20 protein-coding genes are annotated in these 25,379 nt (G+C 63.7%); 14 read left to right on the top strand and 6 right to left on the bottom strand.

The genetic code is table 11. From position 1 onward, the window contains the following. Positions 1-110 precede the first annotated feature (110 nt). Entirely contained in the window at positions 111-1,088 is a 978-nt protein-coding gene (locus tag AC1A0G_RS02845; protein ID WP_476527344.1) for a hypothetical protein, read from the bottom strand. 176 nt (positions 1,089-1,264) lie between these two features. Between AC1A0G_RS02845 and hisD the strand changes: the two genes are divergently transcribed. The 6 genes from hisD to priA all read left to right on the top strand — a co-directional run bounded on the left by hisD (position 1,265) and on the right by priA (position 6,986). Continuing rightward, positions 1,265-2,662 (top strand): histidinol dehydrogenase, encoded by a 1,398-nt coding sequence (gene hisD / locus AC1A0G_RS02850; RefSeq protein WP_476527345.1) that lies wholly within the window; start codon positions 1,265-1,267, stop codon positions 2,660-2,662. Positions 2,663-2,823: 161 nt separating this feature from the next. Further along, positions 2,824-3,996: a histidinol-phosphate transaminase gene (locus AC1A0G_RS02855; protein ID WP_476527347.1), complete on the top strand. Its 1,173-nt coding sequence runs from the start codon at positions 2,824-2,826 to the stop codon at positions 3,994-3,996. A gap of 88 nt (positions 3,997-4,084) precedes the next feature. Then, on the top strand, positions 4,085-4,687 hold the full coding sequence (gene hisB, locus AC1A0G_RS02860; RefSeq protein ID WP_476527349.1) for an imidazoleglycerol-phosphate dehydratase HisB: 603 nt from the start codon (positions 4,085-4,087) through the stop codon (positions 4,685-4,687). After that, the gene (locus AC1A0G_RS02865; protein WP_476527350.1) at positions 4,687-5,493 is read left to right on the top strand and encodes a hypothetical protein; all 807 of its coding nucleotides are present in this window, start codon (positions 4,687-4,689) and stop codon (positions 5,491-5,493) included. The genes hisB and AC1A0G_RS02865 overlap by 1 nt, the downstream gene beginning before the upstream one ends. A gap of 63 nt (positions 5,494-5,556) precedes the next feature. After that, positions 5,557-6,204 (top strand): imidazole glycerol phosphate synthase subunit HisH, encoded by a 648-nt coding sequence (gene hisH, locus AC1A0G_RS02870; protein ID WP_476527352.1) that lies wholly within the window; start codon positions 5,557-5,559, stop codon positions 6,202-6,204. A 26-nt stretch (positions 6,205-6,230) separates the two neighbouring features. Then, a complete protein-coding gene (priA, locus tag AC1A0G_RS02875) occupies positions 6,231-6,986 on the top strand; it encodes a bifunctional 1-(5-phosphoribosyl)-5-((5-phosphoribosylamino)methylideneamino)imidazole-4-carboxamide isomerase/phosphoribosylanthranilate isomerase PriA (RefSeq protein ID WP_476527353.1) in 756 nt (251 codons plus the stop codon). Positions 6,987-7,237: 251 nt separating this feature from the next. Here priA and AC1A0G_RS02880 read toward each other — a convergent pair whose 3' ends face one another. Beyond that, positions 7,238-8,689, bottom strand: coding sequence for a DUF2252 domain-containing protein (locus AC1A0G_RS02880; protein WP_476527494.1), 1,452 nt, complete (start codon positions 8,687-8,689; stop codon positions 7,238-7,240). A 109-nt stretch (positions 8,690-8,798) separates the two neighbouring features. Here AC1A0G_RS02880 and glnA point away from each other — a divergent pair, with 109 nt between their 5' ends. Both glnA and AC1A0G_RS02890 read left to right on the top strand, forming a co-directional pair. Next, a complete protein-coding gene (gene glnA / locus AC1A0G_RS02885; protein WP_476527354.1) occupies positions 8,799-10,136 on the top strand; it encodes a type I glutamate--ammonia ligase in 1,338 nt (445 codons plus the stop codon). Between the two features lie 9 nt (positions 10,137-10,145). Further along, complete coding sequence (locus AC1A0G_RS02890; RefSeq protein WP_476527356.1) at positions 10,146-11,363, top strand: MFS transporter; 1,218 nt, start codon at positions 10,146-10,148, stop codon at positions 11,361-11,363. Between the two features lie 97 nt (positions 11,364-11,460). On the opposite strand, the gene AC1A0G_RS02895 is transcribed toward AC1A0G_RS02890, so the two are convergent. Beyond that, complete coding sequence (locus tag AC1A0G_RS02895) at positions 11,461-12,231, bottom strand: hemagglutinin (RefSeq protein WP_476527495.1); 771 nt, start codon at positions 12,229-12,231, stop codon at positions 11,461-11,463. Positions 12,232-12,736: 505 nt separating this feature from the next. On the opposite strand from AC1A0G_RS02895, the gene typA reads away from it, so the two are divergent. The 4 genes from typA (at position 12,737) to AC1A0G_RS02915 (ending at position 17,491) form a co-directional block, all read left to right on the top strand. Continuing rightward, positions 12,737-14,665 carry a translational GTPase TypA gene (typA, locus tag AC1A0G_RS02900; protein WP_476527357.1) on the top strand — a complete coding sequence of 643 codons (1,929 nt, stop codon included), beginning with the start codon at positions 12,737-12,739 and terminating at the stop codon, positions 14,663-14,665. Between the two features lie 103 nt (positions 14,666-14,768). Next, positions 14,769-15,368, top strand: coding sequence for a hypothetical protein (locus tag AC1A0G_RS02905; protein WP_476527359.1), 600 nt, complete (start codon positions 14,769-14,771; stop codon positions 15,366-15,368). A gap of 3 nt (positions 15,369-15,371) precedes the next feature. Further along, positions 15,372-16,409 carry a prephenate dehydratase gene (locus AC1A0G_RS02910; RefSeq protein WP_476527361.1) on the top strand — a complete coding sequence of 346 codons (1,038 nt, stop codon included), beginning with the start codon at positions 15,372-15,374 and terminating at the stop codon, positions 16,407-16,409. Then, positions 16,403-17,491, top strand: coding sequence for a prephenate dehydrogenase (locus tag AC1A0G_RS02915; protein ID WP_476527363.1), 1,089 nt, complete (start codon positions 16,403-16,405; stop codon positions 17,489-17,491). The genes AC1A0G_RS02910 and AC1A0G_RS02915 overlap by 7 nt, the downstream gene beginning before the upstream one ends. Before the next feature lie 300 nt (positions 17,492-17,791). On the opposite strand, the gene AC1A0G_RS02920 is transcribed toward AC1A0G_RS02915, so the two are convergent. From AC1A0G_RS02920 to AC1A0G_RS02930, 3 genes are all read right to left on the bottom strand, one after another. Then, a complete protein-coding gene (locus AC1A0G_RS02920; RefSeq protein ID WP_476527364.1) occupies positions 17,792-18,043 on the bottom strand; it encodes a DUF6725 family protein in 252 nt (83 codons plus the stop codon). A 162-nt stretch (positions 18,044-18,205) separates the two neighbouring features. Then, complete coding sequence (locus AC1A0G_RS02925) at positions 18,206-21,151, bottom strand: ABC transporter permease (RefSeq protein WP_476527366.1); 2,946 nt, start codon at positions 21,149-21,151, stop codon at positions 18,206-18,208. Next, complete coding sequence (locus AC1A0G_RS02930) at positions 21,148-22,119, bottom strand: ABC transporter ATP-binding protein (protein WP_476527497.1); 972 nt, start codon at positions 22,117-22,119, stop codon at positions 21,148-21,150. The genes AC1A0G_RS02925 and AC1A0G_RS02930 overlap by 4 nt, the downstream gene beginning before the upstream one ends. 157 nt (positions 22,120-22,276) lie before the next feature. Between AC1A0G_RS02930 and AC1A0G_RS02935 the strand changes: the two genes are divergently transcribed. Next, positions 22,277-23,239, top strand: coding sequence for a tyrosine recombinase XerC (locus tag AC1A0G_RS02935; RefSeq protein ID WP_476527368.1), 963 nt, complete (start codon positions 22,277-22,279; stop codon positions 23,237-23,239). 392 nt (positions 23,240-23,631) lie between these two features. After that, on the top strand, positions 23,632-25,281 hold the full coding sequence (locus AC1A0G_RS02940; protein WP_476527369.1) for a peptide ABC transporter substrate-binding protein: 1,650 nt from the start codon (positions 23,632-23,634) through the stop codon (positions 25,279-25,281). Positions 25,282-25,379: the final 98 nt, after the last annotated feature.

Raw genomic sequence — 25,379 nt, forward strand, 5'->3', positions numbered from 1 at the left:
ACGAAGCGTCTGCACGCCTCCCTGGGCTACAGGACACCGGAACAGGTCGAGAACGAGTATTATCAAAAGCAGATGGCACAAGCCGTCTCATAGCAGAGACGGAACAAAAATCAGGCCACTTCAAAATATATCCGGCTGTTATCATGCTTGCGAGAGATCTGACATAGGCCGGTCACTCGTTTCACCGGTGTCGCCTCATAGCCGATGACCAGATCGCCGGGCTTGGCTTCCAACATGTTCTTCTGAATCCTGCGAGGATGTCCCTTATCGTTGTACAGAGTATAGGTTTGTTCCTTGCCTACTTCCAGTTTGCCGAAGTCCCATATTTTGGGGTTGGCAACAAGTAGCCAATGATGAGTAGCTTCGGGGTCCGTCTCGTGGGTTTCACGTGTGTGGTTCGTTTGTTCCGTATCGTTTCTGGTGATGGATGTATCTGCCAGTGATTCCTGATACGCCTGATACGACAACGTAGGGAAATCACCGAATCGTTGATGTACGAGTTGGACGATGTCCAGATATCGTTCGCCGTCATAGTCGGGCGGGATGATGACATTGCGCTTGGCAAGCCATGATGACATATGGCGGTCCAAGGTAAGCAACGAGTGCGGGCGGAAGACGAACAGTGCCTGAGTGAGCTTTGGACGCGCCACATTGCCAATATGCAAAGCACGATCAAAGAGTTCCGTGAATTCTTCTCTGGACTTCTCATCAGAAGAATCCGCGACGCGCAAGGCATCGATGAACAGGTTCCAGAGGATCGTGTTCGTTTCTTGCTGTCCATCCCGGTACCAGGCTCGTATTGCATTGATCCGCGGCACGCCGTCGAAATCCGTTGGAACCGGGAGTCCGATGTCAAAAGCATCGAGAACGATACGTACCAGCTCCGCCTTACGCGGGTCTGCCACCTTGTTTATCGCGGCGAAGAAAGAGAACGGGTCAACGGTGTCTTCCTCGTATGCCGACCGTCTTATGCGATTGAAGACTGCCATGACGGATTGGTTGTCGTCGCGGCGCTGTGCGAGGGCGTCGGCTATCGCCTCATACACAGTGACCCAAGTAAAACGTGTGTTCTCCTGCTGCTCATCCATACAGAGGCCTCTTTGACTACGTGACAGTATTTCCGCCATCCTAATGTAATACGAGTATTCATAGAGCGCACGATTCCGCCGATGACGGGGTGTCAATAGGTCGGCTATCTCACGATTTGGGTGAAAACGGACATTGGACGGCGGTTCGTGGCGTCGCGTTGTTACGATGGGGCGTTATGAGCGAGAACATCATGCGTATCATCGACCTGCGTGGTCGCAAACTGTCCCGTGCCGAACTGCTGGCCGCGATGCCGCGCGCCGCGATGGGCACCTCCGAGGCCACCGATCTGGTGCGCCCGATCCTGGAAGACGTGAAGGAGCGCGGCGCGGCCGCCCTGCGCGACTTCGAGGAGAAGTTCGACCATGTGCGCCCCGAACACCTGCGCGTGCCCGAGGAGGAGATCGAGGCCGCGCTCGACACGCTCGATCCCGAAGTGCGCGCCGCCATCGAGGAATCCGTACGCCGCGCCCGCGCCGTCGCCAAGAACCAGGTGCCGCAGGACTTCCACACCGATCTCGCGCCCGGAGCGCGCGTCGCCGAACGTTGGATTCCGATCCAGCGCGTCGGCCTGTACGTGCCCGGCGGCAAGGCCGTCTACCCGTCGTCCGTCATCATGAACGCCGTGCCCGCGCAGGCCGCCGGCGTCGAATCGCTCGCCATCGCCACCCCGCCGGCGCGCGACAACGACAAGGGTCTGCCGAACAAGACCATCCTCGCCACCTGCGCCATCCTCGGCGTGCACGAGGTGTACGCGGTCGGCGGCGCACAGGCCATCGCCATGTTCGCCTACGGCGCCAAGGGCAGCGAGCCGCAGGACGGCGAAGTGCTGTGCGATCCGGTCGACAAGATCACCGGTCCGGGCAACATCTTCGTCGCCACCGCCAAGTCGCTCGTCTCTGCGTTCGTCGGCATCGACGCGGTCGCCGGCCCGACCGAAATCGGCATCATCGCCGATAAGACCGCCAACCCGAGCCTCGTGGCCGCCGATCTGATCGGCCAGGCCGAACACGACGAGCTCGCCGGCTCCGTCCTGTTCACCGACGATCCCGAACTCGCCGACAAAGTCCAGGAGAACCTCAGCTACCGCGTGCCGAAGACCGAACACGCCGAGCGTGTCCACACGTCCCTGTCCGGCACGCAGTCCGCGATCGTGCTCACCGACGGCCTCGACCAGTCGATCGACGCGGCCAACGCGTATGCGGCCGAACACCTCGAGATCCAGACCGCCGACGCGGACGCCGTCGTGGCTCGCATCAAGAATGCGGGCGCGATCTTCCGCGGACCGTACTCGCCGGTGCCGCTCGGCGACTACATGTCCGGCTCCAACCACGTGCTGCCCACCGGCGGCACCGCGCGCTTCGCCGCCGGCCTCGGCGTACACACGTTCATGAAGCCCGTCGAAGTCATCGAATACGACGAGGAGGGTCTGAAGGCCCTCGCCGCGCGCATCAACGCGTTCGCTGTGTCCGAGGACCTGCCGGCCCACGGCGAGTGCGTGCTGTCCCGTTTCGTCAAGGACCCGTACGACAAGGCCACGCTGCGCGAGCAGGAGAAGGAAGCCGGCCTGCGCTAAGGCATATCGATCGGAACCCGTGTCATTTCGACCGAGCGCCAGCGAGCGGAGAAATCTTCCAAGGCAGGGATGCTCTGGAAGATTTCTCGACTCGGCTTCGCCTCGCCCGAAATGACATGGCATGCGCGCGGTGCATCATCGTATCAATAGGAGAGGAAAGCATGACTGAAGAAACCAACGCGATCCCGGCAAGCCTGCCGTTGCGCAACGACCTGATCGGCGAAACGCCGTACGGCGCGCCGCAGCTCGACGTGCCGGTGTGCCTCAACGTCAACGAGAACCCGTACGAGCCGAACCCCGACGTATGCGCCACCATCGCGCGCCGCGTCGGCGAGATCGCCCATACGCTCAACCGCTATCCCGACCGCGAGCACGTCGCGCTGCGTCAGGCGTTCAGCGACTACCTCGCCAAGGAGTCCGGCACCCGCCTCGCCGTCGATCAGCTGTGGGGCGCGAACGGCTCCAACGAGATCATGCTCCAGCTCTTCCAGGCGTTCGGCGGACCGGGCCGCACCGCGCTTGGCTGCGATCCGACGTATTCCATGTACCCCGAATACGCGCGCGACACGTTCACCGGATGGAAGCTCGCCCACCGCAACGCCGACTTCACGCTCGACGTGGACGCCGCCATCGAGGCGATCCACGAGATCAAGCCGAGCATGGTGATCCTCACCAGTCCGAATAACCCGACCGGCACGCCGCTGCCGCCCGCCGACCTCGAACGCATCCTCGAGGTGTGTGAGAGCGCCGACGTGGCCGGCGCCGCCGAAGGCGTGCATCCGATCGTCGTCGTCGACGAGGCGTACGTCGAATTCCGCAACCCCGGCACGCCCAGCGCCGTCGCGCTCATCGAGCAGCACCCGAACCTCGCGGTCAGCCGCACCATGAGCAAGGCGTTCGCGTTCGCCGGCGCCCGCGTCGGCTACCTCGCCGCAAGCAAGGGCATCATCGACTGCGTGCGCATCGTGCGCATGCCGTACCACCTGTCCGCCGTCACGCAGGCCGCCGCGCTCGCCGCGCTCGAGCACACCGACGAACAGCTCAGCCAGGTCGCCCACCTGCGCGAGACCCGTGAGGCCACCGCCGCATGGCTCAAGACCCAGACCTACAAGGGCCAGCCGCTCGAGGTCGCCGCCTCCGAATCGAACTTCCTGCTCTTCGGCGGCCACTTCGACAAGCGCGAGAGCATCTTCGACGAACTGTTGAAGCGCGGCGTGCTCATCCGCGTCGTCGGCCCGGACGGCTGGCTGCGCGTGTGCATGGGCACCGACGACGAAATGGCCCGCTTCCGCGAGGCGCTCGCCGAAGCGCTGCGCATCGTGGAAGCCGAGTAAGTCCCGCACGGATCTGCGCCGAATAACGAATAATCCGCGCAGACCGAGTAGTCTCGAATGAGACGTAAGCAGCGTTAAGGAGCATCACATGGCACGCACCGCGCACATCATCCGCGAAACCAGCGAATCGCACATCGACCTCGAACTCAACCTCGACGGCACCGGTAAAACCAGCATCGACACCTCCGTGCCGTTCTACAACCACATGATGAACGCGCTCGGCAAGCACTCGCTCATCGATCTGACGATCAAGGCATGGGGCGACACCGACATCGACGTACACCATACCGTCGAGGACACAGCCATCGTGTTCGGTGAGGCGCTGAAGCAGGCGCTCGGCGACAAGCGAGGCATCCGTCGCTTCGCCGACGCGACCGTGCCGCTCGACGAGGCGCTCGCCAAGGCCGTCGTCGACATTTCGGGACGCCCGTACTGCGTGTGCACCGGCGAGCCGGCCGGCTTCGAATACTGCATGATGGGCGGTCACTTCACCGGTTCCCTCGTGCGTCACGTCATGGAATCGATCGCCCTGCACGCGGGCATCTGTCTGCACATGCAGGTGCTCGCCGGCCGTGACCCGCACCACATCGCCGAAGCCGAGTTCAAGGCGCTGGCGCGTGCGCTGCGGTTCGCGATCGAACCCGACCCGCGCATCGAAGGCCTGATCCCGAGCACGAAGGGCGCGCTGTGATGGCCGACGATCGTAACGACGACACGAACAAGGACGACGATCTGAACGTGCCGGACGAGTTCAACCCGGATGATTTCGGCCTGAACGACCCGAACGGCTCACAGGGAGCGGACGGTTCGGGCAACGCGGACGGCCCTTCGTTCAGCGACGAGGAGCTCGAGGCCGCGCTCGCCGGCTTCGAACAGGAATTCAACGATGCAGGCAACGGCGATTCCGGCGCATCGGACAACGACAAGACGGCCGATACTCACGATGCGGATAATGGTGTGGACTCCGACGGTACGGCCGTCGACGAGCACGCCGATCTGTCCTCGCAATTCGAGGACGAGCTGGCAGGACTGCTCGGCAACAAGGCCAAGGCGGCGGTCGTCATCACCCGCATCGCCTCCGCCGAACTGCTCGCCGCGTTCTGCCAACTGTCCGACATCTCAGCCGACTGCATCGGCTCGCCGGACGGCGCGATCGCCGTACTGCGCAACCTCGACGGCGACGGTCCCGAGGCCGCTGCTCGCGACATGACCATCGTCGTATCCGGCATGAGCGTCATCCTTGCCGTGAACCGCGCCGACAAGCTCGAGGCGACCCTGTATCTGCAAGGCAAGCCCATGCAGACCTTCGCCCCGCCGATCCTGTTCAGCTCGACCCCGCCGTTCGTCGAGGACCTCATGCTCGGCATCTCCACCCTGACCGATCTCAAGAAACAGGGCGTGAAGATCGTGGCATCCTCCGACTACGACCATGACGCCGCCATGAAGGTCCTCGCCGAACACACCAGGTTCGGCCGCGGCGAATCCAGCATCCAGTAACGAATCGTTCACGGATGTACACCGGAACGAAGCATCAGCGACTCTACAGCACGGGAGAACAACATGACATCAGTGGTGGTTTTCGACTACGGATTCGGCAACGTGCGCTCCATGGTGCGCGCGCTCGCCAACCTCGGCGTCGACGTGACGCTGACCTCCGATTACCGTCAGGCGCTTGAAGCCGACGGTCTGGTCGTACCCGGCGTGGGCGCGTTCGCCGCGTGCATGGCCGGACTGAAGGAGATGTCCGGCGACCGCGTGGTCACCGACCGCCTGCGTGCCGGACGTCCGGTGCTCGGCGTGTGCGTCGGCGAACAGATAATGTTCGAACAGGGACGCGAGCGCGGCCACGAGGCCGCCGGACTCGGCCTGATCGGCGGCAGCGTCGACCTGCTCGACGCCGACGTGGTGCCGCACATGGGCTGGGATACGGTCGAGGCCCCGGCCGATTCCGTGCTGCTCAACGGCGTGGAACACGAACGGTTCTACTTCGTGCACTCGTACGCGGCGATGGACGTGCATCCGGGCGATCTGAGCCGGTATGAGATCGACCTTGGCGATGCGCCCGAACGCGTCACGTGGTGCACGTACGGACGCAGCCGGTTCGTGGCCGCCTACGAGCGCGGCCCGCTGTCCGCCACGCAGTTCCATCCGGAGAAGTCCGCCGAGGCCGGCGCGCAGCTGCTGCGCAACTGGATCGCCACGTTCTGACCCGAACATCGAGAAAGGCTACCATCATGTCACTCACTCTGCTTCCCGCCGTCGACGTACGCGACGGTAAGGCCGTGCGTCTGCGCCAAGGCGAATCCGGTTCCGAAACCGACTACGGCTCGCCGCTCGAGGCCGCCCGCACATGGGTCGAATCCGGCGCGCAGTGGATCCACTTGGTCGACCTCGACGCCGCGTTCGGCACCGGCGACAACCGCGCCCAGCTGCGCGAGATCGTGCGTGAACTCGGCGACAAGGTCAACATCGAGATGAGCGGCGGCGTGCGCGACGACGCCTCGCTCGACGCCGCGCTGGACGCCGGCGCGGCACGCGTGAACATCGGCACCGCCGCGCTCGAGAACCCCGACTGGACGGCTTCCGTGATCAACAAGTACGGCGACCGTGTGGCCGTCGGCCTCGACGTGCGCGGCCACACGCTGGCCGCCCGCGGCTGGGTCAAGGAAGGCGGCGACCTGTTCGAGACGATGAAGTTCCTCGACTCGGTCGGCTGCTCGCGCTACGTGGTGACCGACGTGGCGCGCGACGGCATGATGTCCGGCCCGAACATCGACCTGCTGCGCGAGGTCGCCGAACGCACGGACGCCAAGGTGACCGCGTCCGGCGGCATCAGCAAACTCGACGACCTGCGCGCGATCAAGGAACTGGCCGGTCTCGGCGTCGACTCCGCCATCCTCGGCAAGTCCCTGTACGCCCGCGCCTTCACCCTCGAAGAGGCGCTCGAAGTCGCGAAGCAGCCGCCTGTCATAGGACATATCGGAAATTGACATCCTGAGCGCAACAAATCCGGGAAATCCGTCGTGGATTCCCGGATTTGTCGCGTTACGGGAGTATCAGCGCAACTATTTCAGGAAATATGCCCCGATTCCCTGAAATAGTTGCACTGAGCGTACGTCAGCGCAACAAATCCAGGACGAAGCGGCTGTTTTCCTGAAATAGTTGCGCCGACACAGGGGTTGACCAGGGGAGAGGCCCGTAATCGGGAACTCCAAGAGCCAAGTTGCCGAAAACCATGCCACTATGCCGCGCAGGGCAGCTCGCCCGAGTCGATGAGCTGCTTGAACAGGGCGTAGTCGGCGTCGTTCTGATCCGCGTAGGCCGAGGCGAACGAGGCGATTGCCTCATCGAACGTCTCGTCCTCGCCCACATACGACGCGATCGCGATACGGTCGCCGGTACGCGCGTGCGCATGCGCAAGGCAGCGCGCGCACATACGGCCCAGATCGGACAACGCCAGATCGTTCAGGTGATCGATGTCGATCGACCCCTTGCCGTTCCAGAACTGGCGCACGTAATAGTCGCGCTTGTGACCGTCCTCGGCCATGAAGCTCGCCCAGCCGAGCAGCACATCCGCCGTCGACTGGATCAGCTTCTGGCCCTGCACCACGCGCTCGCCGTGCGTCGCGTACTTCGAACGGCCCACGAACCGTTCGAGCACCGACTCGTTCGCCTCCTTCATCTGCAGCATCAGCGGATCGTCGATATCACGGCCGGTCATGATGGACACCCATGCGCGCGTGCCCACCGAGCCGACGCCCACCACCTTGCGGGCCGTGTCGTGGTACGTGTAATGGCTCAGCACATGCCGGCGGTCCTCATACAGCGAATGACGGTAGCTGTTGAACAGTGTTTCGAGTCGGCCCTGCAGCGCCTCCAGATCGGCGTAGTCGTGCAGTTCGTTGATCGGCGTCAGCTCCGGCGGCTTGGAGCGGAACCGCAGTTTGTCGCCGTCGCGGTAGGTGAGCTTGGCCGCGGCCCGGTTGGAGTCCTTGATCGCCGCCTTGGCCGCAGCGTCGCGCAGCGTGCGGTTGCGCTTGCCGTTGACCGTACGTTCGTAATGGTCGAGCGCCGCCTCCACGTCGATGTGGTCGTACCAAGCGTCCAGATAATCCATTTGCGCGAACTGCTGCAAGTGGTCACGATACGAGTGCACGCAGCGTTTGACCGCCTCGCGGCGCTCCAGCTTGCGGATGCCGTTCGCGCGCCCGCAGATCTCCACCGACACGGCGAGGCGCTTGATGTCCCACTCCCAGGGGCCGGTCGTCGTCTCGTCGAAATCGTTGATGTCGAACACGAGCCGCTGCGAAGGGGAGCGGAACATGCCGAAATTGCCGATGTGCGCGTCGCCCACCGCCTGCACGGGGATGCCGGTGACCGGCGTGCGCGCCAGATCGTTCGCCATGATGAGCGCCGTGCCCCGGTAGAACGTGAACGCGGACACGCTCATGCGCTGGTAGCGCAGCGGGATGAGATCCTGCACGCGCTGGCGCGACTGCTCCTCCAACAGGCCGATCACATCGCGGCGGTTCTCCTTCACCTGCCACAGCGCATGGCTTTCCAACGGCACGCGGAACCGACGCTCCAGTCCGGCCTGCTCGCGTTCGGCCGGGGTCGGGGCCTGTCGCCAGGACGTCATGTCGATGATGGGATGGTCGGCGTCGGCCGTCTTCAAAATATTGCTCTCGCTCACACTCACAGGCAATACCTTACCGCGAACCTTGCCTCGCGGGTTCCGCCGGGACATCGAACCGTGGTTTGTTAACGAGGTTCGTAACACGCGGATGGAACGATAGGCAGCTATGGATAAACAGCAGGAGTTTGCGCTGCGCACGGTCGAGGAACGCGACGTGCGCTTTATTCGGTTGTGGTTCACCGATGTTCTGGGCACGTTGAAGTCCGTGGCGATCGCGCCGGCCGAATTGGAGGCCGCGTTCGAGGAAGGGCTTGGATTCGACGGTTCGGCGATCGAGGGCATGACCCGCGTGTCGGAGGACGACATGATCGTCCAGCCCGACCCGTCGACCTTCCAGATCCTGCCGTGGCGCGGCGGCCCGCAAGGCACCGCCCGCATGTTCTGCGACATTCTCACGCCCGACGGCGAGCCGTCGCTCGGCGACCCGCGCCACGTGTTGAAGCGCGCGCTCGCCAAGGCGAAGGAGCGGGGTTTCACGTTCTACGTGCACCCCGAGATCGAGTTCTACCTGTTCGAGCATCAGGACGACTGGTCGAAGGCCCCCACCCCGATCGACGAGGGCGGCTATTTCGACCATGTGCCGCGCAGCCCCGGCATGGATTTCCGCCGCGCCACCGTGAACATGCTTGAGCAGATGGGTATTTCGGTGGAGTACTCGCACCACGAGGCCGGCCCCGGCCAGAACGAGATCGATCTGCGCTACGCCGACGCGTTGACGACGGCGGACAACATCATGACCTTCCGCACGGTGGTCAAGGAGATCTCGCTGGAGCGTGGCATCCACGCCAGCTTCATGCCCAAGCCCCTGGCCGACGCGCCCGGTTCCGGCATGCACACCCACCTGAGCCTGTTCGAGGGCGACGCGAACGCGTTCTACGAGGCCGGCCAGGAGTTCAACATGTCGATGACGGCCCGCCAGTTCGCCGCCGGCATCCTCTACCATGCGGCGGAGATCTGCGCGGTCACCGACCAGTACGTCAACTCGTACAAGCGCCTGTGGGGCGGCAACGAGGCGCCGAGCTACATCTGCTGGGGTCACAACAACCGTTCCGCCCTGCTGCGCATCCCGCAGTACAAGCCCGGCAAGGGCAACTCGGCGCGCATGGAGTTCCGTGCGCTCGACCCGGTCGCCAACCCCTATCTCGCGTATTCGGTGCTGCTGGCCGCCGGCCTCGACGGCATCGACAAGCAGATGACGCTCGGCGAGCCGACCAGCGACGACGTGTGGGAGCTCACGGATGCGGAACGTCAGGCGATGGGCATCCAGCCGTTGCCCGAGTCGCTTGACGAGGCGCTCAAGATCATGGAGAAGTCCGACTTCGTGGCCGACGTGCTCGGCGAGCACGCGTTCGAATACTTCATCCGCAACAAGCGTCAGGAGTGGGACGCGTACCGTCATCAGGTCACGCCGTACGAGCTCAAGACGTACCTGCCCAAGTTGTAGTATTCTCGCATGGCTCTTTCCAAGAACGCGGGTGCCCCAGGCACCCGCTTTTTTACGCTTCCCGTCATCGTGCTCATCGCGATCAGCTTCATGCTGGGCATGAGTGAGTTCATCGTCGTCGGCATCCTTCCCGACATAGCCAAAGGCCTGTCCGTCACCGAAGTCACGGTCGGCAACCTCGTCTCCCTGTTCGCGTTCGTCTACGCGCCCGTCACCCCGCTCGGCTCGGCGATCTCCGCGCGCTTCCCGCGGTTCGCCACGCATATGGCGCTCATGGGCGTCTTCCTCGCCGGCAACGTCCTGTGCGCGTTCGCGCCGAACTATGCGGTCCTCGTCGTCGCCCGCATCATGATCGCCCTCGTCTCCGGCACGCTCGTCGCCATCGCCATGACATACGCGCCCGACATCACCGTCGAACGGTACCGCACCAAGTTCATCGCGTGGGTGTTCTCCGGTTTTTCGATCGCGTCCGTCGTCGGCGTGCCGGTCGGCACGTGGATCGCGAACACGTTCGGCTGGCGCTGGACGTTCCATCTGATCGACCTGCTCACCGTGATCCTCATGGCGCTTATGGTCGCCGTGCTGCCGCGCAACAGCCATCTCATGAAGGTCGGGTTCCTTTCGCAGTTCCGCCTGTTCTTCGACCACCGCATCTGGCTCGGCGTGTTCGCCGTCGTGTGCGGCGCCGGGTCCAGCTACGTGTTCTACACGTATCTGACGCCGATCATGCGCGACGAGATCCACATTCCCGAGCAGTACCTGAGCCTCGGCCTCGTCGTCTACGGCGTCGCATGCCTGTGGAGCAACCTGTACGCCGGCAAGCTCGCGGAGAAGGGCAGGGGAGTGGAGCCGCTCTACCATCTGCGCTGGGTGTTCCTCGCGCACGGCGTGCTGCTGTGCTCGCTCGCGCTGGCGCGCGTCATCCCGCTGTACGGCGCGGTGCTGCTCATCGTGCTCGGCATGTTCATGTACCTGTTCAACGCGTCGTCGCAGGTGCTGTACATGGACGTGGCCGCCGAGGCGCACCCCGGTTCGATGAACCTTGCCGCGTCGCTCAACTCGATGTCGTTCAACATCGGCATCGCGATCGGATCGGCCGTCGGCGGCGTGGTCAACGATTCGCTCGGCCTTACCTGGTTGGGGCCGTTCGGCGCGATCTTCTCGCTGATCGCGGTTGGCATCACGTTCGCGCTCGGCCGGTACGTCGGCGTGCGCGCGGAACGCTGATTCGGCCGTCTTTTTACGGCGCGCTACGTACGACGAAGGCCGGTTTCCTTGTTCTGGAACCGGCCTTTCGCATGTTTGACGGTGGCGCGACGTTCGTTCAGCGCATCGAACCGAACCAGCTCTGGTAGATGATCGCGAAGTTGCGGTTGCCGTAGCTGGAACAGGAGTCGCCCTCGCCCACGACGGCCGCCAGCGCCGCGTCGTTCGGCTGGTACGGCGTGTAGATGTACAGCAGCGCGGTCGCCTTGTTCCTGATGAACACGTTCGCGCCGCCGCACGACTTGTCCGGATGGTACTGGATGAAGTTCAGCGCGTTCGCATGATAGCCGTACCGGTCCTCGTTCGCGGCATAGTACTGGTATCGTTTCGCCGATTCGTACACCTGTTTGAAGAAGCCGGCGTACTCGGGATCGCAGTTCGCGTCGTCCGGGCAGTTCAGTCCCATCGCGGCCTTGTATTGGAAGTCGGTGATCTTGGTGGACGTGACGAGCTGCTGCTCCTTCTGCAATACGGTGAGCAGGATCTTCTGGCTGACTCCGCACGCCTTGCCGGTCTTGTAGATGATCGCGGCAGCCGTCTCGTGCTTTGCTCCCGTATACGCCGCGCAGTATTCGTCGGCCGGCTGATCGGCGGTGTCGAACATCTTCGACTTGAGGCAGTCCTTGCCGGAGCATGAGGCACCTTCCTTGTCAAGGAACGACTGCACTTCGGCCTGGCTCAACGCGTTCGCGTTGAAGAACTGGCCGTCGGAGATGATGTCCCCGGGATCGAAATCGTAGGTCTTCACCAGTTGGGCCTGCCTTGCCTCGGCCGCACGCATCTCGATGCGCCACTGCACGAAACGCACCGTGCCCATCGCCAACGCCATCACGCAGATGATCGCGACCAGCGAAACCAGCGTGGCCTTGATCTTCTGACCAGGCGTCGCCTTCGCCCACCACTGTTTCGGATTCGTCGGCTTTGCCGTTCTCGTTCCGCGTGCGGATTTCGGACGTTTGCCCGTGGTCTTGCGTCCGGCGCTGCGCGTCGCCGCGGTCGAGGTCGGCTTTGTTCTCCTGGTCTTGGTTTTGGCCGTGCCGTCATGTGTCTGCTTCGCGGTCGTCTTCGCCTTGTCTTTGGCGTTCCTGCTGTTCGGCTTGCTTTTCTTGCTCATAGCCGATGCCTTGCCCGTCTCACGTTTCGTATCCCTAACCTGTGCCATCGCCCAGCATTGTAGCGCCGCGATCTGTGCCGGCCGATGCGCCGTCCGCAGGAATGTAGGGCGGTCGAAGCATATGGGTATGCTTGTGACGGTTTGTGTGTATATAGGTGAACCAAATTACCGTACCGAAGAATTACGCAAGCAACGACAATCGATATTAAGAGAGGTTTCGATGGCGGTTCGTGGTGATATTCGAAATGTGGCGATCGTGGCGCACGTCGATCACGGCAAGACCACGCTGGTGAACGCGATGCTCCAGCAGTCCCACGTGTTCAACGAGCGTGAGGAAGTGCCGGATCGCGTGATGGACTCCAACGCGCTCGAACGCGAGAAGGGCATCACCATCCTCGCCAAGAACACGGCCGTCGAATACACCGGCCCGCTGGCCGCCAAGTACGGCTACCCGGACGGCATCACGCTCAACATCATCGATACCCCCGGCCACGCCGATTTCGGCGGCGAGGTCGAGCGCGGCATCTCGATGGTCGACGGCGTCGTCCTGCTCGTGGACGCCTCCGAAGGCCCGCTGCCGCAGACCCGTTTCGTGCTGCGCAAGGCCCTTGAGGCCAAGCTGCCCGTCATCCTGTGCGTGAACAAGGTCGACCGTCCGGACGCCCGTATCGAAGAGGTCGTCTCCGAGTCCACCGACCTGCTGCTCGGCCTCGCCCAGGACGTCGTCGAGGAAGGCGTCGACCTCGACCTCGACCACCTGCTCGACCTGCCGGTCGTCTACTGCGCGGCCAAGGCCGGCTACGCGTCCGCCAACCAGCCGGAAAACGGTGCTCTGCCGGACAACGACAACCTCGAGCCGCTCTTCGAGGACATCATCAAGTACATCCCGGCCCCGGAGTACGAGGAAGGTGCGCCGCTGCAGGCCCACGTCGCCAACATCGACTCCTCCGACTTCCTCGGCCGACTCGGCCTCGTGCGCATCTACAACGGCACCCTCGAGAAGGGCAAGAACTACGGCCTGTCCCGCGTGGACGGCTCCCTCGAGAACTTCCGCGTGGTCGAGCTGCTGCGCACGCAGGGCCTCGAGCGTCAGCCCGTCGAATCCGCAGGTCCCGGCGACATCGTCGCCGTCGCCGGCGTCAACGACATCATGATCGGCGAGACCATCGTCGACCCGAACGATCCGAAGCCGCTGCCGCTCATCCACGTCGACGACCCGGCCATCTCCATGACCTTCGGCGTCAACGACTCTCCGCTGGCCGGTCGCGAAGGCAAGGACCACAAGCTCACCGCCCGCATGATCAAGGACCGTCTCGACCGCGAGCTCATCGGCAACGTGTCGATCAAGGTGCTGCCGACCGATCGCCCGGACGCTTGGGAGGTGCAGGGCCGTGGCGAACTCGCGCTGGCCGTGCTCGCCGAGCAGATGCGCCGCGAAGGCTACGAGCTGACCGTCGGCCGCCCGCAGGTCGTCACCAAGACCATCGACGGCAAGATCAACGAGCCGATGGAGAATACCACCATCGACGTGCCGGAAGAGTATATGGGCACCGTCACGCAGCTCATGGCCGACCGCAAGGGCCGCATGGACTCCATGTCCAATCACGGTTCCGGCTGGGTGCGTCTGCAGTTCACCGTGCCGTCCCGTGGTCTGATCGGCTTCCGCACCGCGCTGCTGAGCGCCACCCGCGGCACCGGCATCGCCTCCTCGCTGTCCGCCGGCTACGCGCCGTGGGCCGGCCAGATCGTCACCCGCCAGAACGGCTCGATGGTCTCCGACCGCGCCGGCGTCGCCACCCCGTACGCCATGCAGCGTCTGCAGGCCCGTGGCATCTTCTTCGTCGAGCCGCAGTCGCAGGTCTACGAGGGCCAGGTCGTCGGCATGAACAACAAGCCGGACGAGCTCGACGTGAACATCACGCTTGCCAAGCACATGACCAACATGCGTTCCTCCACCGCCGACGTGCTCGAGACCCTGACCCCGCCGGTCAAGATGAGCCTCGAGGAGTCGCTCGACTTCGCCAACGAGGACGAGTGCGTCGAGGTCACGCCGGAATCCATCCGCGTGCGCAAGATCATCCTCGGACGCGAGGACTGGTACAAGTGGCGCGCCAAGCAGCGCCGTCAGAACAATCAGGCCAACAAGTGACCTGCTTGTTCTGACGGACTCCGCGGACGCTTATAGAGCATCCGTAGCCGTGAATTGATCGAAAGGGACCACGAATGTGGTCCCTTTTCCTATACTGGGACGCATGACTTTGCACAGTGCATCACACGACATCGATGACCGACCGTGGTCGTACCGGCACGGGTATCCGGTTCGGCTGCTCATCACCGTGACGGCCGGCGTCGGCGCGGCGGTGATCGGTACGTTCGCGCACCGCATGGGCGCGTCGATGAACATCCCGTACGGTCTGGTGCTCGCCTATGTGATTCTCGGCTTGTCCACATGGTGCGCGCGGTCGCGCTGCGGCATCACCGGACTGGCGATGCATCTGATCGCCTCGACCACGACCGCATGGATGATCGCGGCCGGCAGTGGCAACGATGCGCTCACGCCGATCGGGTTCAATAGCGACAGCATGCCGTATTTCAGTCAGAAGGCCGGCTATTTGTGGCTGATCGGCATGATCATCGTGCAGCTCGCGTTCGCGTTCATGCCGCCGAAATGGTTCAGCATCGACATGCCGGCGTCTGCCGGCGATCGCGCACAGGATGCGGCAGTCGAAGCGGCATCGTCCGCGGACGGTACGTCGTCGGATGATGGCGAGGGAGACGATGCGCAATCTGTTCCGTCCGATGGCGCTGCGTCCGACAGTGATCCGTCCGACTCCATAATTCGGGAACGGTGACCCATGACCCGCATACTGCACTATCTCGGACCGCAAGGCACATTCACCCATCAGGCGGCGATCGGCGCGGCCTCCGCACTGCGGTCGCTCGAACCGGACGGCATCACGCTCGCCGCCGAACCGGACGTGACCGCGATCCTCGACGCCGTGCAATCATCCGGCGACTGGGGCGTGATCGCATGGGAGAACAACATCGAAGGCTACGTCGTGCCGAATCTCGATGCGCTCATCGACTCGCGCAACGTGGCCGCGTTCGCTAGGGTCGGCGTGAACGTGTCATTCGACGCATTCGTCAGAACTGACGACGCCGACGATCACGGCACGGACGACAATCAGACCGTCGCATCCGATGCCGACGATCTGATCGCGAACTGCACGACGATCACCGCGCACCCCCACGGACTTGCGCAATGCCGCCGATTCGCTGCGGACCATCATCTCAAGGCCGTGCCGGCCGCGTCGAACGGCGCCGGTTGCCGTGATCTCAAACCCGGTCAGGTCGCGCTCGGCCCGTCCATCTGCGGCGAACTGTACGGGCTGACCCGCGTCGCAAAGTCGGTCGAGGACTATCCGGGCGCGCACACCGAGTTCCTGGTGCTTGCGCCGCGCGACGAGGTAGCCGGGCTGCTGGCGCGGATGCGAGCCGATACGACCGAATTCGAATCCGTCGTCGCGTTCATTCCGCTGTACACCGGCCCGGGCGTGCTCGCGAACCTGCTCGACGTGCTGCGCGACGCGGGACTGAACATGACCAGCTTCATCTCCCGTCCGATCAAGGGACGCGACGGCACGTACAGCTTCATCGCGACGATGGACGCCGCCCCGTGGCAGGAGCATTTCCGTTCCGTGCTCACGGAGGTTGCCGAACACGGTGATTGGGTGAAAACGTTGGCCGTCTATCCGCGCCGCGAACGACCCAGCCCGCCCGTCTACGCATGGTCGTTGCCCAACGGGGGAGTACGGCTGGATTCCGACAATGCGAGCGGAATGAATGATGCGTGGCAGGATGATGATGAGACGCGAAAGGAGCTGCTGTGGTAGCTGGTAACGACAACGTACGCAACGGTGACGGTCGTGCGATCGTTGGAGACGTGCATGATGCTGCGGATTCGGCTGGCATGGCCGATATGACCGTCGGCATTGTCGGACTCGGCCTGATCGGCGGCTCGTTGGCACGTCGGCTCGTGCGACGCGGCGTGCGCACGATCGCATGGAACCATCGTGACCATCCGTACGCACAGGCCGAGGCCGACGGCATCCATTGCGTGACCACGTTGGCCGAACTGGCCGCGTCGAAACCATCCGTGATCGTACTGTGCAATCCGCTCAAGGCCATGCCGGCGATTTTGGCCGAGCTGAAGCCGGTGCTCGACCCGGCCGCAACCACACTCACCGACGTGGGCAGCGTCAAAGGCATGGTGCGTGACCAGGTCGAGGCGGCTGGACTGGAGGAGTGCTACGTCGGCGCGCATCCGATGGCCGGCAACGAACTGTCCGGATGGCAGGCCGCCGATCCGGCGTTGTACGACGATGCGCTGTGGGCGGTCACCGTGCGTGACGACACGGCATATGCGCGTTGTCATACCGTGATGCGGCTCATCACCGAAGGCGTCGGCAACCGCGTGATCGTGCTCGACGACACCGTGCATGATCAGGCCGCCGCGCTGATCTCGCACATGCCGCACGTCGTCGCGACCGCCCTCATCAATCAGCTGACCGACGACCCGAACCGCAACATCGCCGCCGCGCTCGCCGCCGGATCATGGCGCGACATGACGCGCGTTGCCCTGACCGATCCCGGCCGCACGCGTGCGATGGTCGACGAGGACGCGGCGAACGTGGAATCGTTGCTGCGGTCGATGGCCGCTCGGTTGATGGCCGCGGCCGACGCGCTGCGCGACGGTGACGACGGCGGGCTGACTCGCTTCTTTGCGGATGGCCAGCCGTTCCGCGACTACAAGATGGCGCAGCGGACGGGAACCGCCGACTATGCCGAGCGCGTTGTGGTGTTCGACCCGTCGCACTGGCAGACTGATTTGCTGGCGTCGGCGCGGCGCGGCGAACACATCATCGGGTTCGCCGGCGACCACGCCGTGCGCGTGCAGGTGCGCTCCGCGGTGTAGGAATCGTGCCGTGCACGATACCGTATTATTGGCGGTGCCGTTGCACCGCGGTACCCCAACCCGGCGCTGCGCGCCACCCTCCCCTGAAAGGGGAGGGAATTATGGACGGCCATCATCGGCAAGTTCGCGACACGCCACTCTGCCCTAACAGGGGGTATTCAGGGATTATGGGTCTCTCCCTCCCCTTTCAGGGGAGGGTGTCAGCGAAGCTGACGGGTTGGGTACCGCGGCGAAGCCGCCAGCAAACGGTATCGCGTGTAGCGCGATCCCTTCTTTCAAGAATTTCCGCGCACACACGCCTTACGGACGGGTGAAATTGCGCTCGGGGACCGGCTTCAAGGTAATGATCGTGTCCGCGTCGATACTCACCCGCTGCGCCGGGCGCGAACCGTTGGCGGCGGCGTCGCGCGACAGCTCGAGCAGGTGACCGTCCCACGAGAGCACATGTCCGACGTAGTCGCGGTATTTCATCCGATGATCGATCGGATCAACACCCTCGGACACGCGTACCACCACGCGCGCATGGGCGGGAATCTCATTGGGAATCGGCATAACGGCCTCCTTTGGCGATGAACGTGTCTTCCATCGTAACCCGTCAAACCCCCACCGGCGTGGAGACCCAGTGAATATGTCGTTGCGTGTATCGCACAACACGCAGGCAGAGCCTCGCGGCCGAGCCGTACAGCATGTACGGGTAAACCGAGGATGTGTTGATCAGTCGGTGGCGACGGCGTTGAGGACGGGGACCTTGAGGGCGCGGCGGGCCGGCGGCAGGGCGGCAACCACGCCGATCACGATCGACAGCGCTAGGAACGCGCCCAACTGGCCCCATGGCACGCTAAGCTTCTCCAGACCGTTCGACTGGTACACCTGCTGGATCACCGCGCCCGCACCCGTGCCGACCACCACGCCAAGCAACGTGCCCAGCACGGCGATCATCGCCGCCTCGATCGCCAGCATGCTGCGCACCTGCATGCGCGATGTGCCGATCGCCCGCAGCAAACCGATCTCGCGCGTGCGCTCCGAGACGCTCAACGCCAAGGTGTTGACGATGCCGAACACCGCGATCACAATCGACAACGCCAGCAATGCGTACAGGATGATGAGAATCTGGTCGACCATCGTGCTCATCGTCGACTTGAACTCCTCACGGTCCTGCACGTTCACCACGTAATACGACTTCACCGCGTCGACCAGCCGCGTCTTCAGTTTGGCCGTATCCACGCCGGACTTCGCATTGATGAACAGCATGATCGTGAACATCGTGTACTCGTTGGCGATCTTGCCGGCCAGCGTATCGTTCATGAGTACCATCGAGCGGTACACCGAATTCTCGATGATCGCGCCGATCTTCGCCTTGACATGCGTCTCGACGGTTTTCGTCTTCACCAATGTGGACGGGTCGATGTTCTTCGCGTCCTCGGCCACCTGTTGCGCTTCGGCGGCCTTCGCCTGCGCGCCGGCCGTATCGCCGGCCGCCAGCAGCGTTTGCGCCTGAGTCTGCAAACCGGCGATCTTGGCCTGCACCTGCGCCTGATAATCGGCCTGGGCCTTGGCGGTGGCCTCCTTATCGACTACGATCTGCCGGCCGTTGACCGTGACCGTGTCGCCGACCTTCCAACCGTTGTCCTTGGCGACGGAGATGCCGACGACCAGTTCGCCGTCACGCAATGCGCGATCCGCGTTACCCGAATTCGTGACCGGCGCGAACACTTCGGTGAACAATGACGGCTGCTCCGCGAACGTCATCGCGGACGTCTTGTCGTCGCCGGAACCGTACGTGACGCCGAGCAGCATGCGCGACTGCGAGACGGAACCCACGCCGTCGGTCTTCTTGATCGCGTCGATCGCGGCGTCCGGAATGCGCCCGCTCGAGGCGGACATGGCCGAAAAATCGGACTTCAACCCGCTGTCGACGATGCCCGCGACCGACGCCTTCGCCGACGAGGCGACCACGCCCAGGCAGCTCACGATCGCCACACCCACGAACAGGGCGGCCGCCGTATTCGCCGTACGACGCTTGCCACGCGCCAGATTACGCGTCGCGAGCCGGCCCGTCACCGTGAACACGTGCGCCGGGATCCAACCAAGCACCACGCTCGTCGGCCCGACCAATGCCGGGGCGAGCACGATCACGCCCAATACCACGAGTCCGGCGCCCACGCCGAGCGGCCATCCGGTGCCCAGCGACGTGCCCCAGTTGTTGAGCCATCCCCACGGCGAGATCGCCACCGTGTCATCGGCCTTCGCCAGCGCGATACGCCAGCAGAACAGCCACGAAACCGCGCCGCATACAATCATCAGGAAACCGAGCACGCCGCGCGGCCACACCGGCTTCTCCGGGTTCACCGTCTCGTTCATCGCCTGGATCGGCGGGGCCATCGCCGCACGCCGCGCCGGCAATGCCGCACCAAGCAGCGTCACCACCACGCCGACGACCAGACCGACCAACATATCCGTTGCGCTCGGATCGACCGCTCCCGTCATCGGCATGCCCATACGGTCCATGCCGACGACGATCAGCCGCACCATGCCCCAGCCGAGTCCGATGCCGCACACCGAACCGGTCAGACCGAGCACGATCGCCTGCACGATCACCGTGGAGAACACCTGCGCGGGGGAGGCGCCCACCGAGCGCAGCAACGCGTAGCCGCGCATCGACTCGCGCACGATCATCGAGAACGTGTTCGCGATGATGAACGAGCCGACGAACAGCGCGATGATCGCGAAGATCAGAATCAACGGCTGGATGAAGCCGAGCGCCTTCTTGGTGGCCGCCGCGCTGTCGTCGCGCACCTGCTGTCCGGTGACCGCGCGGGCCTTCGACCCGGCCGGCAATGCCTTGTTGATCCGGTCGGCGAGCGTTTGCTGCTGGGCGACGGTCAGCGGCTTGCCATCGTTGGCGGAACCGTAGACGCCGATGTTGCGCACCATGTTGATCTGACCGGTCTCCTGTTGGAAGTAATCCTTGGCGACGCTGGGCGCGAGTCCGACGATGATCGCGCCGGCCTGGCTGGAATCGGTGGAGAACAGGCCGACGACCTTCACGTCCGTCGCGCCGTCCGGATAGACGAGCTTGGTCGTGTCGCCGACCTTGAGACCGGCGGTTTCGGCGGCGAACGTATGCAACGCGATCTCGTGCTTGGTCTTCGCCCAACGTCCGGCGGTGAGCGTGGCCGATCGCCATGTGCCCTTGCTCAGGCCGAGCGCGACCGTGGGCGCGCCGGTGGTCGACACGGCGTTGCCGTCCTTGCCGACGAGCACGATGCCGGACACGGAGTAGGTGATCGCGACGGTCTTCACGCCGTCCACCTTGCCGATCGTGTCGGCCAGCGACGCGTCGATGCGGTTGTAGGTCTTGGACGCGTCGGACGAGGATGACGATCCTGAGGAAGAAGAGCCGGAGGACGATGATGAGGACGAGGACGACGAGCCGGACGACATCGCCATCATGTCGTCCGCGGTCTTGTCCTCCTTGCTGCCGCGTACGTACACGTCCGCGTCGGAGTTCGAGGCCATCATCTGGTCGACCTGATTGCCCATCATCTCGCGGAAGCAGAACGAGCCGACCACAAACGACACGCCGAGCGCGATCGCGATGATCGACATGATGAAGCGGCCGAAATGGGCGCGTGCGTCGCGCAAACCGATGCGGATCATGCGCGCTCCTCAGAAGAGATCTCTCCGCTCGCTTCGCTCGGTCGAGATGACAGGGTGGAGGGATCGCTCGGTCGCGATGACGCGATGGAGGGGTCGTTCGGTCGCGATGACGGGATGGAAGAGTCGCTCGGTCGAGACACCGGAGAAGAGCCGTCCTGAGTCGGGGACTCATTGTCATTTCGACCGGAGCGCAGCGGAGCGGAGAAATCTTCCGCCGCCTCGTCGCCCTCGCCGGCGAAGACCTCGAGGATCTCGTCATACGTCGGATGGCGCAGGTCCTGCGTGATGCGGCCGTCCGCCAGCACCAGCACGCGATCGGCGTACGAGGCGGCGCGCGGATCGTGCGTCACCATCACGATCGTCTGACCGTACTCGCGTACTGAATCCTTCAGAAATCCCAGCACTTCGCGGCTCGAATGCGAATCGAGGTTGCCGGTCGGCTCGTCGGCGAAGATCACGCTCGGCCGTGCCATGATCGCACGCGCGCAGGCCACGCGCTGCTGCTGGCCGCCGGACAGCTGGCTCGGCCGGTGCGTGAGCCTCGAACGCAGTCCGACCACGTCGACCACCTTGTTAAACCAGTCGCGGTCGATCGGCCGCTTCGCGATCTGCAACGGCAGCAGGATGTTCTCCTCGGCCGTCAGCGTCGGCACCAGATTGAACGACTGGAAGATGAAGCCGATCTGGTCGCGGCGCAGCTTGGTCAGCTGCCGCTGGTTCATCGAGGACACCTCAAGCCCCTCGACCACGACCTTGCCGCTCGTAGGCTGATCGAGCCCGGCCATGCAGTGCATGAGCGTGGACTTGCCCGAACCGGATGGTCCCATGATCGCGGTCATCTGGCCGCGCATGAACTCGACGTTCACATGGTCGAGCGCGACGACCTGCGAATCCTTGTCGCCGTAAGTCTTGGTCAGGTCGATCGCGCGGGCGACGACCTCGCCCCCGTCCTGGCCGGCGGGCGTGATCCGGGCACGTGCCGGTCCGCGAAACGCCCCTGCTCCGATCGATGCCGATGATGTGCTGTGCGTGGCAGAATGACGTCCCATATCGTCCCCGTTTCCCGTCGATGATGCTATGCATAGTGTATAAGGAGTCTGGTATGGCGATTGGGGGAGGACAGCGATGGCATTCGACGACGAGCTGGCCGATTTCCTCGCCTATCTCAAGGCCAACAAGGGGTTGAGCGCGAATACGCTCACAGCGTATCGTGCCGATGTCGGCTCGTGTCTGCACACGCTCGCATTGCGTGGCATCGACGATCTGGGGGAGATCACGACCGACGATCTGCGTTCGTGGATGGCGCATGAGTCGCGCACGCACGCCCGTTCCAGCATGGCGCGCAAGGTTGTGGCCGTGCGCGGATTCTTCGCGTGGGCGCACGAACACGGGCGTATGCCGGCCGATCCGGCGGCGGTGATCATGACGCCGAAGATTCCCGACACATTGCCGGCAGTGCTCACCGAAGCGCAGGCCGAACGACTGATGGACGAGGTCGATGACGAAGCCCGGTCGGTGCCGAAGAATGCCGACGGGAGGGAGCAAGACCGGTCGGCTGACCGGATGGGACGCGGGATGCGGCGGCGTGCGGTCCAGCTGCGCGACGCGGCGATGATGGAACTGCTGTATGCGACCGGCATGCGTGTGGCCGAGCTGACCGGACTGGACGTATGTGACGTGGATTTCTCGAACCGCACGGTGAAGGTCACCGGCAAGGGCAACAAGCAGCGCGTGGTGCCGTTCGGCGGTCCCGCGGCGGAGATGATGGATGACTGGCTGCGCGAGGGACGGCCGGTGCTGGCCGTCCCTCGCGCAGCCGCACTGTTCGTGGGTGCCCGGGGAGGACGAATCGACCAGCGGATCGTGCGCGATGCCGTGCATCGTCACGCCCAGGCGGCCGGCGTGCCGGACATCAGCCCGCACGCCTTGCGCCACAGCGCCGCCACGCACATGCTCGACGGGGGAGCGGATCTGCGCGAGGTGCAGGAGATGCTGGGACACTCCTCGCTCAAAACCACGCAGCGATACACGCATGTGTCGATCGAACAGTTGAAGGCCCGGTATGCGCAGGCGTTCCCCCGGGCGTGATCCCATGCATCCCGCACAGAGTTAACGTGGATGTAACACGAATGACGATTTTCGTCGCGCGAATGACAAGTCGAAAACACGTAGCATATCGGTCGAACATGAAAGAAACCTTACAATTCGTAGGATGATTAGCGATAACGGGAACGGTGAGATCGTTAAGATCGGCGTCATTCCACGTTACGGACAACAAACTGGCACATGTCGGAAATATGGGACACAATGAGGATTGATCAGCAAAGGGGTTGGCCGATCCGGGAAGCCGGGCCGATTGGGCTCGACGGATGGATGGTCAACCTCTTTGCGTAAGTCGGTCCGACCGCCGTGCGACGCATCCAAGCAGACGCTTCGCAGACGGGCCACGGCCCGGCCCATCAATGGAATAGGAGAAATTCATGAAGAAGAAAGCTCTTGCTTTCGCGGCTGCCGCCTGCTCTCTGGCCATGCTGCTGAGCGGCTGCGGCTCTTCCAACAACGCCGCCAACAACACTGCCAACGGCGGCAAGATGATCATCACCGCCGGTGATTCCGAACCGCAGAACCCGCTCGTCCCGACCAACACCAACGAGACCGGCGGCGGCGTGGTCATCGACCTGCTGTTCTCCCGCCTGGTGTCCTTCGACGCCAAGGGCAACGCGCAGAACGAGGTCGCCGAGTCCATCACCCCGAACGACGACGCCTCCCAGTACACCATCAAGCTGAAGTCCGGCTGGAAGTTCACCGACGGCACGCCGGTCACCGCCGAGTCCTTCACCAAGGCCTGGTCCTACGGCGCGAACGCCAAGAACGCGCAGAAGTCCTCCTCCTTCTTCTCGACCATCAAGGGCTTCGACGAGCTGCAGAACGCCGACAAGCTCAAGGGCGACGAGCAGCTGTCCGGCCTGACGGTCAAGGACGACACCACCTTCGTCGTCGACCTGAACCAGCCCGACGCGACCTTCCCGATCAAGGTCGGCTACTCCGCGTTCGCCCCGCTGCCGGAATCCTTCTGGAAGGACCCGAAGGCCTTCGGCGAGAAGCCGGTCGGCAACGGTCCGTACAAGTTCGAGTCCTGGGACCATAACAAGGAAATCAAGATCGTCAAGAACGACGACTACAAGGGTAACGACGCCGCCAAGAACGACGGCATCACCTTCAAGATCTACACCGACGACGACGCGCAGTACGCCGACGTCCAGTCCGGCAACCTGAACGTGATGCAGTCCGTCCCGGCCTCCGCCACCAAGACTTTCGAGAAGAACAAGAAGCTGCAGGCCTACAACAAGGCCGGCTCCGTCTCCCAGACCTTCACCATCCCGTCCAACCTCGAGCACTTCGACGTGACCACCGAGGAAGGCCAGCTGCGTCGTCAGGCCATCTCCAAGGCCATCAACCGCGAGCAGCTGACGGACAAGGTCCTCAACGGCATCGGCACCCCGGCCGTCGACTTCACCTCCCCGCTCATCCCGGGCTACTCCGACTCCCTCAAGGGCGTCGACAACCTGAAGTTCGACGCGGCCGCCGCCAAGGAACTGTGGGCCAAGGCCGACAAGATCTCCAAGTACACCGGCCAGCTCACCTTCGCGTACAACGCGGACGGCGGTGCCAAGCCGATCTACGACGCCATTGTCAACCAGCTGAAGAACAACCTGGGCATCGACGTCGCCACCAACCCGATGCCGACCTTCCAGGAGTTCCGTAACGCCGTCACCGATCGTCAGATCAAGGGCGCGTTCCGTACCGGCTGGCAGCCGGACTACCCGTCCGCCGAGAACTTCCTGTACCAGCTGTACGATTCCGCCGCTGCCGATGGCAAGGGCTCGAACGACGGCGACTACAAGAACAAGGAGTTCGACGCCCTGATGACCAAGGCGTACGCCGCCACCTCCACCGAGGATGCGAACAAGATCTACCAGCAGGCTCAGGAGATCCTGCTCAACGACCTGCCGTCCATCCCGCTGTACTACTCCAACGCCGTCGCGGTCGCCTCGCTGAACGTCGAGGGCCTGGAGCTCAACTGGCAGAACGTCCCGATGTACGAGAACATCACCCTCAAGTCCGAGTGATCTGACTGAGAGCACGGTCGAACTGACCACGTAGTGAGACGGGGAACGGAAGCGATTCCGTTCCCCGTTCCTTATATATAGATACATGCGGATGGCGT

The sequence above is a fragment of the Bifidobacterium sp. LH_230 genome (genome assembly GCF_056357555.1).